The 10,650-nt window shown below is 69.0% G+C and carries 10 protein-coding genes and 1 riboswitch; of the genes, 6 read left to right on the top strand and 4 right to left on the bottom strand.

Features of this window, described 5'->3' with window-relative positions; all coding sequences use genetic code 11:
• The first annotated feature begins 1 nt into the window (after position 1).
• From odhB to lpdA, 3 genes are all read left to right on the top strand, one after another.
• Entirely contained in the window at positions 2-1,213 is a 1,212-nt protein-coding gene (odhB, locus tag WG921_RS04400; RefSeq protein WP_340107987.1) for a 2-oxoglutarate dehydrogenase complex dihydrolipoyllysine-residue succinyltransferase, read from the top strand.
• A gap of 85 nt (positions 1,214-1,298) precedes the next feature.
• A complete protein-coding gene (locus tag WG921_RS04405) occupies positions 1,299-1,694 on the top strand; it encodes an MAPEG family protein (RefSeq protein WP_340107988.1) in 396 nt (131 codons plus the stop codon).
• Positions 1,695-1,710: 16 nt separating this feature from the next.
• Entirely contained in the window at positions 1,711-3,096 is a 1,386-nt protein-coding gene (lpdA, locus tag WG921_RS04410) for a dihydrolipoyl dehydrogenase (protein ID WP_340107989.1), read from the top strand.
• 43 nt (positions 3,097-3,139) lie between these two features.
• Here lpdA and WG921_RS04415 read toward each other — a convergent pair whose 3' ends face one another.
• Genes WG921_RS04415 through thiB form a run of 3 tightly spaced genes read right to left on the bottom strand, consistent with a single transcriptional unit; the run spans position 3,140 to position 6,430 of the window.
• Positions 3,140-3,856, bottom strand: a complete 717-nt coding sequence (locus WG921_RS04415; RefSeq protein ID WP_340107990.1) for a thiamine ABC transporter ATP-binding protein — start codon at positions 3,854-3,856, stop codon at positions 3,140-3,142.
• Positions 3,843-5,429, bottom strand: coding sequence for an ABC transporter permease family protein (locus WG921_RS04420; protein ID WP_340107991.1), 1,587 nt, complete (start codon positions 5,427-5,429; stop codon positions 3,843-3,845). Before WG921_RS04420 ends, WG921_RS04415 begins: the two co-directional genes overlap by 14 nt.
• Entirely contained in the window at positions 5,426-6,430 is a 1,005-nt protein-coding gene (gene thiB, locus WG921_RS04425; protein WP_340107992.1) for a thiamine ABC transporter substrate binding subunit, read from the bottom strand. The genes WG921_RS04420 and thiB overlap by 4 nt, the downstream gene beginning before the upstream one ends.
• Before the next feature lie 36 nt (positions 6,431-6,466).
• A riboswitch (TPP riboswitch) is annotated at positions 6,467-6,568 on the bottom strand.
• A gap of 547 nt (positions 6,569-7,115) precedes the next feature.
• On the opposite strand from thiB, the gene tauA reads away from it, so the two are divergent.
• From tauA to WG921_RS04440, 3 genes are all read left to right on the top strand, one after another.
• Positions 7,116-8,126: a taurine ABC transporter substrate-binding protein gene (gene tauA / locus WG921_RS04430; protein ID WP_340107993.1), complete on the top strand. Its 1,011-nt coding sequence runs from the start codon at positions 7,116-7,118 to the stop codon at positions 8,124-8,126.
• Positions 8,127-8,248: 122 nt separating this feature from the next.
• Positions 8,249-9,061 carry a taurine ABC transporter ATP-binding protein gene (locus WG921_RS04435; RefSeq protein WP_340107994.1) on the top strand — a complete coding sequence of 271 codons (813 nt, stop codon included), beginning with the start codon at positions 8,249-8,251 and terminating at the stop codon, positions 9,059-9,061.
• Positions 9,054-9,881 (top strand): ABC transporter permease subunit, encoded by an 828-nt coding sequence (locus tag WG921_RS04440; RefSeq protein WP_340107995.1) that lies wholly within the window; start codon positions 9,054-9,056, stop codon positions 9,879-9,881. The genes WG921_RS04435 and WG921_RS04440 overlap by 8 nt, the downstream gene beginning before the upstream one ends.
• A 228-nt stretch (positions 9,882-10,109) precedes the next feature.
• Here WG921_RS04440 and WG921_RS04445 read toward each other — a convergent pair whose 3' ends face one another.
• Positions 10,110-10,529, bottom strand: a complete 420-nt coding sequence (locus tag WG921_RS04445) for a hypothetical protein (RefSeq protein ID WP_340107996.1) — start codon at positions 10,527-10,529, stop codon at positions 10,110-10,112.
• Positions 10,530-10,650 lie beyond the last annotated feature (121 nt).

The raw sequence follows: 10,650 nt of genomic DNA on the forward strand, positions 1-10,650 counted from the left end.
GATGAGCATCGAAATTCGCGTGCCGACGCTGGGTGAAAGCGTGACGGAAGCGACCATCGCGAAATGGCTGAAGAAGACCGGCGACAGCGTCGCCGCCGACGAGCCGATCGTCGAGCTTGAGACGGACAAGGTCTCGATCGAGGTGCCGGCCCCCGTCGCCGGGCGCCTGGACGAGATCGTCGCGAAGGAAGGCGAAACCGTCGACCGCGACGCGCTTCTGGCGACGATGACCGAAGGCGCGGCGCCGGCCGAAAAGGCGAAAGCGCCGGCGAAGGCCGCGCCCGAGAGCGATGAGGCCGCCGCCGGAGCCAAGGAGCCGGAATCCACGCCGGAGAAGGAAGCCGAGCCCGCGAAACCCGTTGCGAAATCGGAAGGCGGCGTAAAGTCGAAAACCGAGGTTCTGGCCGAAGCGGCCCGCGGCGTTCCGCCCCGGGCGGTCGAGGCGCCCGCCGCCGCGCCGTCGACTCCCTCCCTCGCCGCCGTTCCCCGCGCCCCGGTGTCGGCCGAGGATGAGGCGCGCGAGGAACGGGTGCGGATGACGCGGCTTCGCCAGACCATCGCCCGCCGGCTCAAGGACGCCCAGAACACCGCCGCGATGCTCACGACCTACAACGAGGCGGACATGAGCGCGATCATGGCGCTCAGGGATGAATACAAGGATGAGTTCCTGAAGAAGCATGGCGTGAAGCTCGGCTTCATGTCGTTCTTCACCAAGGCCTGCGTTCATGCGCTGAACGAGATTCCGGCGGTCAACGCGGAAATCGACGGCACGGACATCATCTACAAGAATTTCGTCCATATGGGCGTCGCCGTCGGCACGCCGAGCGGCCTCGTGGTGCCTGTCGTGCGGAACGCGCACGAGTTGAGCTTCGCCGAGATCGAGAAGGTGATCAGCGAACTCGGGCTCCGCGCCCGCGACGGCAAGCTCTCGATGGCCGATATGCAGGGCGGCACGTTCACCATCTCGAACGGCGGCGTCTATGGCTCGCTGATGTCCTCGCCGATCCTGAATCCGCCTCAGTCGGGCATCCTCGGCATGCACAAGATCCAGGATCGGCCGATGGTGATCGGCGGCGAGATCGTGGTGCGGCCGATGATGTATCTCGCGCTCTCCTACGACCACCGCGTCGTCGACGGCAAGGAGGCGGTGACCTTCCTCGTGCGGGTCAAGGATGCGCTGGAGGATCCGCGCCGGTTGCTGATGGATCTGTGATGACGGCGGCGGGCGTCTTCGTCATCGCGGGGGGCGGGCCGAACGCGTCCGCGCCCCGGCGGATCTGCGTCGGCCGGGCGGCGCCATGACGAGCGAGCTCACCGCTCTCGCCCTCGCCGGGCTCGTGCAGGTCGCGCAGCTCGCGCTGATGGCCGTCGCCGCGAACCGCCAGCTCGGCGCCGAGAAGACCACGGGGCCGCGCGACGAGCCGCTTTTTCTCACCGGCGCCGCGGGGCGGCTGAAGCGGGCGATGGAGAACCATTTCGAGGGGCTGATCCTTTTCACCATCGCCGTCGTCGCGGTGACCCTCGGCGGCGCGGGGACCGGCTTCACAGCCGGCTGCGCCTGGGTCTATCTCGCCGCTCGCATCTTGTACGTTCCGGCTTATGTCAGCGGCGTTCCCTATCTTCGCTCCGCGATCTGGGGGATCGGATTCGGAGCGACGGCGCTGATGCTCATCGCGGCGCTGATTCACGGTTAAACGAAGGAGCCTGATCATGGCCGATTACGACCTCATCATCATTGGCGGCGGGCCGGGCGGCTATGTCTGCGCGATCCGCGCCGCGCAACTCGGGTTGAAGACCGCCTGCGTCGAAGGGCGCGGCGCGCTCGGCGGCACATGCCTCAATGTCGGGTGCATCCCGTCGAAAGCGCTGCTCCACGCCACCGAGATGCTGCATGAGGCGGAGACGAATTTCGCGAAGCTCGGGATCAACGCGAAATCCCTCTCCGCCGATCTCGCCCAGATGCAGAAGCACAAGAGCGGCGTGGTCGAGGCGAACACGAAGGGCATCGAATTCCTCTTCAAGAAGAACAAGGTCGACTACATCAAGGGCTGGGGACAGATCACCGGCCCCGGGACGGTGCAGGTCGGCGAAGAGACGCTGAACGCGAAGAACATCGTCATCGCGACCGGCTCGGAGCCGGCGACATTGCCGTTCCTCGAAATCGACGAGGAGCGGATCGTCTCCTCCACCGGCGCGCTCGAGCTCGCCAGCGTTCCGAAACGGCTGGTCGTCATCGGCGGCGGGGTGATCGGGCTCGAGCTCGGCTCGGTCTGGCGCCGGCTGGGCGCCGAAGTGACGGTGATCGAATATCTGGACGAGATCGCGGCGGGCGCCGACGCGGAGGTGGCGAAGACCTTTCGGCGGTTCCTGAAACGACAGGGGATCGCCTTCGAGCTGGGCGCCGCGGTCACCGGCGTCGAGGCCTTGAAGACGAAGCTGAAGATCGCCTTCCAGCGCCGGAAGGACGAGAGCGAGCACATGATCGAGGCCGATATCGTTCTGGTCGCGACCGGCCGGCGGCCCTACACGGAGGGGCTCGGGCTCGAGGATCTCGGCGTCGAGATGAAGCGCGGATTCGTGATGACGGACGCGCATTGGCGCACCAATGTCGACGGCGTCTACGCGATCGGCGACGTGACCGAGGGGCCGATGCTGGCGCACAAGGCCGAGGATGAAGGCATGGCGGTCGCGGAGCAGATCGCGAAGGGCGCCGGCCATGTGAATTACGCGGTGATCCCCAGCGTGATCTACACCTCGCCCGAAGTCGCCTCCGTCGGCCTGACGGAGGAGGCGCTGAAGGAGCAGGACCGGGCCTACAAGGCCGGAAAGTTCCAGTTCCTCGGCAATGGGCGGGCGAAAGCCAACCTCGCCACGGACGGCTTCGTGAAGCTGCTCGCGGATGCGAAAACCGGGCAGCTCCTCGGCGCGCATATCATCGGGCCGGGCGCGGGCGATCTGATCCACGAGATCTGCGTCGGCATGGAGCTGGGCACGAGCGCGGAGGATATCGCCCGCACCTGCCACGCGCATCCGACCTATTCCGAGGCGGTGCGCGAGGCGGCGCTGGCGCTCTGCGACGGCGCGATCCACGCCTGACGGCGGCGGGCGGGCGGGCGCGTCTCGGCTCAGGCGCCCGCGGTCAGGGCGATCTCCCGGGGTCCTCGCCGCCAAGATAGGCGGCGAGCGCGGGCGGCGGCGCATCCAGGGCTTCGGCCACGGGCGTCGGCGCGCCGATCCGCCCGGCGTCGATGAATGAGAGCGCGCCGCCCGCGCGGCGCGCGTCGTCCGGCGCGTGGGTGGCCATGATGGTCGTCAACTCGCGCCGGGCGCGAAGGGTGGCGACGAGATCCACCATCTCCATCCGTTGCGCCGGCCCGAGCGCCGCGAAAGGCTCATCCAGAAGAAGCACCGGCCGATCGCGCAGGAGCGCCCGCGCGAGGGCGACGCGCTGACGCTGGCCGCCGGAGAGATCGGCCGGGCGGCGGGAGCCGAGCCCGGCCAGCCCGACCTCCGCCAGCGACGCCGCGACCTGCGATCGCTCCGCTTTCGAGAGCCGCAGGCCCGGATCGAGCCCGAGGCCGACATTCGCCGCCGCGTCGAGATGGGGAAAGAGGTTGTGCTCCTGAAACAGGATCGTCACCGGCCGCCGCGCCGGCGGAACGCCGGCCATGTCGCGCCCGTCGATGAGGAGGCGCCCGCGCGTGAGGTCGACGAAGCCGGCGATGAGATTGAGGAGCGTGCTCTTGCCGCCGCCGGAGGGGCCGATCAGGTTGAGATGCGCCCCCCGCGCCAGCGACAGGTCCCCGGCGAGGCGAAACGCGCCGAGCCCGGCTTCCGCGCCCTCAAGTTTCAGCATGTCGGCCCCATTGGTCGCAGATGATGAAGAGCCCGAAGCTGAGCCCGGCCAGCAGGAGCGCGGCGCCCGCCGCCGCCTCCAGCCGATGCGCCGCCATCAGGCCGTACATGTAAAGCGGCAATGTCGGCGCGCCCGGCGCGGAGAAAAGCGCGACGACGCCGAGATCCCCCATCGCCAACGCGGCGGAGAGCCCGGCGGCGAAGCCGAGCGGGCGGCGAAGCCGGGGAAGATAGACGAGCCGCGCCAGCGCGCCGCCGGTCATGCCGAGCGAAGCGGCGAGCGGGCCGTAATCCCGGACCGCTTCGCGAAGCGGCGGCAGAAGAAGACGGAGCGCGAACGGCAGCGCCATCATCGCGTTGACGAGCGCGATCAGCGGCAACGCCGCGCTGGCCGGATTGATCATGGGCCGAAGCGTGATGAAAAGCGCGACCCCGACGACGAAGGGCGAGACCGCCAGCGTGAGAAGGCCGAGCGCCTCCGCCAACCTGCCGGCCTCCGGCCGCCGCCGCTCCAGCCCGGTGATGAACGCCGCCAGCGCGAGCGCGAGCAGGAGCGCGATGGCCGCGGCGAGCGGCGCGACGATCAGCGAGCGCCCGGCCGCCGCCCAGATCCCGGCGCCCATCGACGTCAGCCCCGGCAGCCCCTGCGCGATGGCCGCGGCGATCGGCGAGCCGAGAAAGAGCAGGGCGAGCAGGATCACCGCGCCGTCCATCATCCGCGCCGCGCGGCGCCGCCCGTCCCATCGGCGCGGCGCGGCGCCGAGCCCGGGCCCGAACCCCGCCGGCGCCGAGACCCGCGCGGCGAAAAGCGCGAGCGCGAGGCAGAGCGCGAACTGCAGCCCGGCCAGCTCGGCCGCGCGCGCGAGGTCGAAATCGTAGCGCATCGCCTGATAGATCGCGAGCTCCAGCGTGGTTGCGCGCGGGCCGCCGCCAAGCGCCAGCGCCACCGCGAAACTGGTCGCGCAGATGAGGAAGATCAGCGCGAACGCGCCCGGCGCCGTCGCGCGGAGCGCCGGCCATTCCAGCAGCCGGAAGAGCGCCCGCCCTTCGACGCCGAGCTGCGCGGCGAGCCGCCAGCGCTCCGCCGGAATCTCGGCCCAGCCCTGAAGCAGCAGCCGCGTGGCGAGCGGGAGATTGAAGAAGACATGCGCGATCAGGATGCCGGGGAGGCCGTAGATGTCGAGCCGCCCGAAGCCGGCGGCGAGAAGCGCCTGGCTGACGAGCCCGGAGCGGCCCCAGATCGCGACGACGCCGAAAATGGCGACGATCACCGGCAGGAGGAACGGCGCGCCGAGCAGGCTGAGCACCGCCTCCCGTCCGCGAAATCTCCGCCGCGCCAGCGCGCGGGCGAGCGGCGCGGCCAGCAGGACGGAGAGGAGGGCGGAGAGGAACGCCTGAAGCGCGGTGAACCGGAACGCCCGCCAATCGGGGGCGGAGATCCCGCCGCCGGGCGCCGCCGCCAGAGCCAGCACCGCGACCGCGCCGAAGGTGAGCGCCAGCGCGAACGCAAGCGCCCCGCCGCCGAACAGCAGGACGGCGGGATGAAGGCGGCGCCGGTCGACGCCGGGCCTCACCGGCTCAGCGCCTCCAGCCATTCGGTGAGCGCGGCGTCGCGCGCGGCCTTCGCGTCCGAGACCGGATAGATCAGCGTCTTCGCCGGGACGGGCAGGGCGGCGATCTCTTCGGGCAGGCCGCTGGAGGGGGTTTTCGCGGGATACATCCAGTTGGTCTCGGGGATCGCGCTCTGGAATCCGTCCGAAAGCATGAATGCGAGGAACTGATCGGCGAGCGCGTTCTGCTTCGTCGAGGCCAGCTTGCCGGCGATCTCGACCTGGAGGTAGTGCCCTTCGGAGAAGATCGCCGCGGCCTTGGTCCGGTCGTCCTCGGCGATGACGTGGTAGGCGGGGGAGGTGGTGTAGGAGAGCGCCATCGCCGCCTCGCCCTGCAGGAACATGCCGTAGGCTTCCGACCAGCCCTTGGTGACGGTGACGATGCGGGGCGCGAGGCGCTCCCAGACCGCGCCGGCCTCGTCGCCGTAGATCTGCTTCACCCAGAGGAGAAGGCCGAGCCCGGGGGTGGAGGAGCGCGGATCCTGGATCACGATGGTGACGTCGTCCGGCGCGGCCAGCAGCTCTTCGAAGCTTGCGGGCGGGGTCGCCAGCCGGGTCTTGTCATAGACGAAGGCGAACCAGCCCCAGTCATAGGGGAGGAAATGCGGGTCGGCCCAGCCGCCGGGAACGTCGGTCTCGGGGGTGAGCCCGTGGGGGGCGAAAAGCCCGGTCGCGGCGGCGTCGGCGGCGAGGTTGGCGTCGAGGCCGAGCACGATGTCGGCGCGGCTCCGCTTCCCCTCCAGCTTCAGCCGGCCAAGAAGGGCGGCGCCGTCGCCGGCGCTGACGAATTCGAGATCGCAGCCGCAGACCGCTTCGAAATTCGCCTCGATCTGCGGCCCCGGCCCCCAGTCGGAGACGAAGCTGTCATAGGTGTAGACCGTCAGCGTCTCGGCGGCGGACGCGGCTCCGGAGAGGGGGAGGGAGACGGCGGCGGCGGCGAAAAAGACATGAGAGAGGCGGGGCATCTTGGTCTCCTCTGCCGCAGCGCAAGAGCGGCGGGAGGGACTCCCCCTGGCCTTTCCTACGCCGGCATGGTCCGGTTCAGGTTCTGCGGGTTCGCAAGGCGCGTCTCAGCCGCTTCAGCGGCTCCCCGAGGCGAGAGCGAGATTAGAGAGGGCGAGAGGCGGGGTCAACTGGACCGCGCGGCGCGGGTTATCGCGCGTTATCGCGCGTTATCGCGCGTTATCGCACGCGATAAGGTATCTAAGCCATTGTAATATGACGATTATCTAAAACAGCGGATTCGAGAGGCATGGCGTGGAGGCCCAAAATCGGCCGTCTGGCCGGGCCCGGGGGGAGGGCGCGCGCCCCGGATCTCCGCGCCTTCGCCGGAGCCCTGCGCGGCCGGGCCGGCGGAGGTTCCGCGTCGGGCGTCGATCGCTCCGAGGTGGATGTCGCGGAGCGGCTCCTGCGCCCGCCGCGCCGCGCCTTTCTTTCATTCCGGCCCGAAATCGCGCCGCGGCGCGCGCGAGAGCCCCGTCGTTTCGGAACGACCAGGAGCGTGTTTCGGTCCTCTAGAGATATATAGCTTCTATTGACTTTCAAATTTTGTTGGTTTTGTCTCATGAGAGAGGCTCGGGTTTAGGGAGGAGGGCCGCCTGACGCGGCCGAACGCCTGGTCTCATGACAATAATATCAGGGAGCGAACTCATGACATTCAGGCTGCTTGGAGGCGTTGCGGCGTTCGCCGCCGCCGGCTTGTTCCTTCACGCGGAGGCGCAGGCGCAAACCGAGGTCGTGGTCGGCTACCAACAGGTGGTCGGGCCGTTCATCACCGCGATCGCCGACGGGTCCTTCGACAAGGCCGCGGCGGAGATCGGGTACGAGATCGACTGGAGGCAGTTCAATTCGGCCGGCGAGGTCGGCACGGCGATGGCGTCCGACGCGGTGGCGATCGGCGTCATGGGGGCGCCGGGCGTGGTGTCGGCCAGCAGCCGCGGCGTCGAGCTGGAGGCGTTCTGGATCCTCAACAATATCGGCAAGGCGGAGGCGCTCGTCGTGCGCGACGGCTCCGGCATCGAGACGCCGGAGGACCTCAAGGGCAAGAAGGTGGCGGTGCCGTTCGTCTCGACCTCGCATTTCCACCTGCTGGTCGCGCTGGAGAAGATGTGGAACATCGACCCGCGCGAGGTCGACATCTTCAACATGAAGCCGCCGCAGATCGTCGCCGCCTGGCAGCGCGGCGACATCGACGCCGCCTATGTGTGGCCGCCGGCGCTTTCGGAGATCAAGAAGAGCGGCTCCGTCCTGGCCGATTCCGAGGAGATCGGCGCGGCGAGCATTCCGACATTCGACACGCTCGTCGTCGGCAAGGCGTTCGCCGCCGAACATCCCGATTTCATGAACGCCTTCACCGCGGTTCTGGCGGAGCACTATAACGGCTTCAACGCCAACAGCGCGGCCTGGACCGCGGATTCCGCCGAGGTTCAGGGCATTGTGCGCATCATCGGGGGAAGCCCCGAGGATGCGGTCGAGACCCTCGGCCTGCTCTCCTTCCCGACGCTGGACGAGCAGGTGTCGGCGCGCTGGCTCGGCGGAAGCGCGAGCGAGGCGCTGATGGGGCTGGCCGAGTTTCTGGTCGACCAGAAGCAGATCGACTCGGTGTTGCCGGACTATAGCGGCTTCGTGAACGCGGATTTCGCCAACGCCGCCGCGAACTAGACGGACCAGGACGTCAGGCGCCGGCGGCGACGCCGCCGGCGCTCCCTCTCCGGAGGCCCGTGCGAGGCCGGCGAGACGCGCCCATCCTCGCGCCGGGGCCGGATGCGATGCGAAGGCAGGATATGGAAGCTCTCACCGTCAGCGATGTGAACCTGACCTATCCGGGTCTTCATTCGGATGAGGCCGTCGTCGCGCTGAAAGGCGTCAACCTGACGATCAACAGCGGCGACTTCGTGGTGGCGTTGGGCGCGTCGGGCTGCGGCAAGACCACGTTGCTCAACCTGATGGCGGGGTTCATGGCGCCCAGCGCCGGCGAGATCACGCTCGGCGGCCGGCTGATCACGGGGCCGGGCGCGGATCGGGGCGTGGTGTTCCAGAAGCACGCGCTGCTGCCCTGGCTCGACGTCATGGGCAACACCGAATTCGGCCTCAAGCTGCAGGGCGTGCCGCGCGCGGAGCGGCGCGAGCGGGCGGCGGCGAACCTGGCGCTGGTCGGGCTGGAGGATTTCCACCACCACATGATCTATCAGCTTTCGGGCGGCATGCAGCAGCGCGTCGGCGTGGCGCGGGCGTTGACCTGCGATCCGGCCATGCTCCTGATGGACGAGCCGATGGCGGCGCTGGACGCGCTGACGCGCGAGACCATCCAGGAACTGCTGCTCCGCGTGTGGCGGCACACCCACAAGATGTTCTTCTTCATCACCCACAGCGTGGAGGAGGCGCTGTTCCTCGGCTCGCGCCTGATCGTGATGTCGCCGCGCCCCGGCCGCATCACCCATACCTACGACCTCGACTTCAACCGCCGCTTCCTCGAGAGCGGCGACGCGCGCGCCATCAAGTCCAGCCCCGACTTCATCGAGATGCGGGAGATCATCCTGGGGATCATCTATGGCGACGAGCGCGCGTCGGAAAATCCGGGGCTGGTCCATGTTTGAGCGTCTCACGCGCGCGAAATCGGCGCAGCCCGGCAAGATCTACGGCGCGCCCGGCGACGGCTACAGCGGCAATATCAGCATCGTCACCGCGCTGGTTCTGATCGGCCTCTGGTTTCTCATCACCGGGATGGGCTGGGTGAAGCCGCTGTTCCTGCCGTCGCCCTTCGCCGTGTATGACAAGTTCATCATCGCCATGACCGAGGGCGTCTCCAACTCCACCCTGACCGAGCATACGCTGGCGAGCCTCGGGCGCGTGTTCGGGGCCCTGGCGCTGGCCTGCCTGACCGCGATCCCGATCGGCATCCTCGTGGGCGTGAACCGGGTGATGCGCGGCCTTTTCGACCCGGTCATCGAGTTCTACCGCCCGCTGCCGCCGCTGGCCTATCTGCCGCTGGTGATCATCTGGCTGGGCATCGGCGAATTCCCCAAGGTGTTCCTGATCTATCTGGCGATTTTCGCGCCGATGGCCATCGCCGCCCGCTCCGGGGTGCGGTCGGTCTCGGTCGAGCAGATCCACGCCGCCTACGCCATGGGCGCCAGCCGCGCTCAGGTCATCACTCAGGTGATCATGAAGGCGGCGCTGCCGGAGATCTTCACCGGGATGCGGATCGGCATCGGCGTCGGCTGGACCACGCTGGTCGCCGCCGAGATGATCGCCGCGAGACGCGGCCTCGGCTTCATGGTGCTGAACGCGGCCGAATACCTCGCCAGCGACACCGTGATCATGGGCATCATCGTCATCGGCGTCTTCGCCTTCAGCTTCGACCTGCTGATCCGATACATGGAGCGGATCTTCATTCCATGGAAAGGACGGGTTTGACGAATGGCCCGCCCGCGGGCGGGGGCGTGCGCGAACAGGGAGCCGGTCGTTCGGATCGGGCCTTGAGCGCGAAAACAGCCTCCGCTTGCGCGGCGCCATGAGGGCCGCGGCGCGAAGATCGTCTCTTCAGCGCCGCGGCCCGCCGCCGACCCCGGGGAGGGGGGCCTCGGGGTCGGCGGATTTCTTATCCGGGACGGCCCGGAAACCAATTCGCCGCGCAAGCCGCGCTCATCCGGCCGCGCGCAGGGCCATCGCTGCGACGGCGGCCCAGACGAGGATGCGGAGGCTCATCGCCCCGACCGTGCGCATCTCGTAGGCGCCGCCCAGGGCTGTGTGGACCCCGAAGGCGATCATCGCCGCGATCGTGGCGGCGAGGATCGCGATCGAGAGCCGCATCGCCCAGGGCCGCCGCAGAAACAGGCCGGCGCCGGCCGCGACATAGGCGAAGCCGGCGATGAAATTGAACCAGAGCACGAAGGGAACCGCGTCGCCGACCGCGGCGCGCGCCTCCGGGCCGCCGAAGAGCGCCCGCCCCCCCGAGAAGACCGTCAGAACGCCGAAGAGCGCGACAAGGACCGCCGCCACCGCGAGGGCCCGCCGCCCGCCCTGCGGCCCTTGTCTCCCTGTATCCGGCCCGGTCGCGCGCATTTGGGCGCCTTATTTCTGGAGGACGTAGGTTCCCGGGGCTTTTGCGAGGGGTTTTTTCCCTTTTCGTCCGATCGGGGGCGGGTCGACGGGGGCGCCGGAGCGCGCGGCGAGCCATTCGGTC

Origin of the sequence: Paludibacillus litoralis, from assembly GCF_037646705.1 — a bacterium.
Classification (GTDB): Bacteria; Pseudomonadota; Alphaproteobacteria; order Rhodobacterales; family Rhodobacteraceae; genus Pikeienuella; species Pikeienuella litoralis.

Excerpts from the sequence above, each read along its gene's own strand:
- odhB (WP_340107987.1), top strand. The coding sequence starts at position 2 with ATGAGCATCGAAATTCGCGTGCCGACGCTGGGTGAAAGCGTGACGGAA.
- WG921_RS04405 (WP_340107988.1), top strand. The coding sequence starts at position 1,299 with ATGACGAGCGAGCTCACCGCTCTCGCCCTCGCCGGGCTCGTGCAGGTC.
- lpdA (WP_340107989.1), top strand. The coding sequence starts at position 1,711 with ATGGCCGATTACGACCTCATCATCATTGGCGGCGGGCCGGGCGGCTAT.
- WG921_RS04415 (WP_340107990.1), bottom strand. The coding sequence starts at position 3,856 with ATGCTGAAACTTGAGGGCGCGGAAGCCGGGCTCGGCGCGTTTCGCCTC.
- thiB (WP_340107992.1), bottom strand. The coding sequence starts at position 6,430 with ATGCCCCGCCTCTCTCATGTCTTTTTCGCCGCCGCCGCCGTCTCCCTC.
- tauA (WP_340107993.1), top strand. The coding sequence starts at position 7,116 with ATGACATTCAGGCTGCTTGGAGGCGTTGCGGCGTTCGCCGCCGCCGGC.
- WG921_RS04435 (WP_340107994.1), top strand. The coding sequence starts at position 8,249 with ATGGAAGCTCTCACCGTCAGCGATGTGAACCTGACCTATCCGGGTCTT.
- WG921_RS04440 (WP_340107995.1), top strand. The coding sequence starts at position 9,054 with ATGTTTGAGCGTCTCACGCGCGCGAAATCGGCGCAGCCCGGCAAGATC.
- WG921_RS04445 (WP_340107996.1), bottom strand. The coding sequence starts at position 10,529 with ATGCGCGCGACCGGGCCGGATACAGGGAGACAAGGGCCGCAGGGCGGG.